Origin of the sequence: Protofrankia sp. Cr1 (assembly GCF_963555865.1) — a bacterium.
GTDB lineage: Bacteria > Actinomycetota > Actinomycetes > Frankiales > Frankiaceae > Protofrankia.
Map to the genome: position 1 here is coordinate 2523 of NZ_CAUVXO010000556.1, position 1057 is coordinate 3579.

Here is a 1057-nt window from a genome sequence, read left to right on the forward strand (position 1 = left end):
GTTCATGCCGCAACCTCCGTCAGCCCGGCCGCACGCTCGTCGATCAGACCCTTGGCCAACGCCAGATATCGCACCGACGCGGCGAACGAGCTTTCCAGCGCGTGCGGCGTGGGTGCCTGGGTACCGGGGATGGCACCGAGGCTGGTGGGGAACGGGGGTGCCCCGGAGAACAGTGCGGTCATGGCAAGAAGGTCATCGAAGCGGCGCCTGGCCGTCGGGGGCAGCGGGTCGATGAACACCGGCCGGATCAGCCGTTCGACCATGTCCGGAACGACCAGGCGCGGCGCGGTCACGGCGATACCCAGCCGCTGCGCGGTGGCCAGACAGAAACCGAGCATGCTCTGGGCGGTCAGCGCCTGCGGCCCGGCGCTCAGCCAGTACACCCCGTCGGGAATCCCGGCACGGACCAGCGCGGTCAGCGCGCGGGCGACGACGTCCTGGGGGATGAAGTCGATCCGCGAGGACGGTTCCAGCGGCACCAGCGGAAGCTGGTTCTTCAACACCGCACTCGCGATCGTGTGCAGTCCCTGGAGACGGACGATGCGCCCGGTGACCGAGTCGCCGATCACCACCGACGGTCGGACGATGGCGGCGGGAACGCCGCTGGCACTCACCAGAGCTTCGGCGGCCCGCTTGGAGTCCAGGTAGTCCTCGGGACGCGCGAGGGCCTCCCGTAGATCGCTGCCGGTCGCGCTGCGGGTCAGCTCGGCGCGCGCGACGAAGGCGGTGGAGACGTAGAGCAGCCGTGCCTTGCTGTCGGCGGTGAAGTCACAGATCCGCCCGGTTCCGGCTACGTTGAGCTCCTGGGTGGTCTGAGCTCCCGCGGCGAAGTCGGTGACCGCGGCAGCGTGGATCACGAAATCGACCTGCTCGCACAGTGTCCTGTAGGTCATCTGGTCGAGTCCGAGCCGAGGTCGGGCGATGTCGCCGTGGACCTGCTCGGGCTCGACCCGGGCACGGCGGGTCAGGCTGATCACTCTGAAATGACGCCCGAGCATCGGCAACAGCGCGCTGCCCACCACGCCGGTGGCTCCGGTGAGCAGAATCGTGGGACGAG

1 protein-coding gene is annotated in these 1057 nt (G+C 69.2%); it reads right to left on the reverse strand.

The window, feature by feature from the left end; genetic code table 11:
- Positions 1-2: 2 nt before the first annotated feature.
- On the reverse strand, positions 3-1057 hold a 1055-nt coding region (locus U9980_RS25715; protein WP_322770291.1), incomplete at its 5' end, for an SDR family oxidoreductase.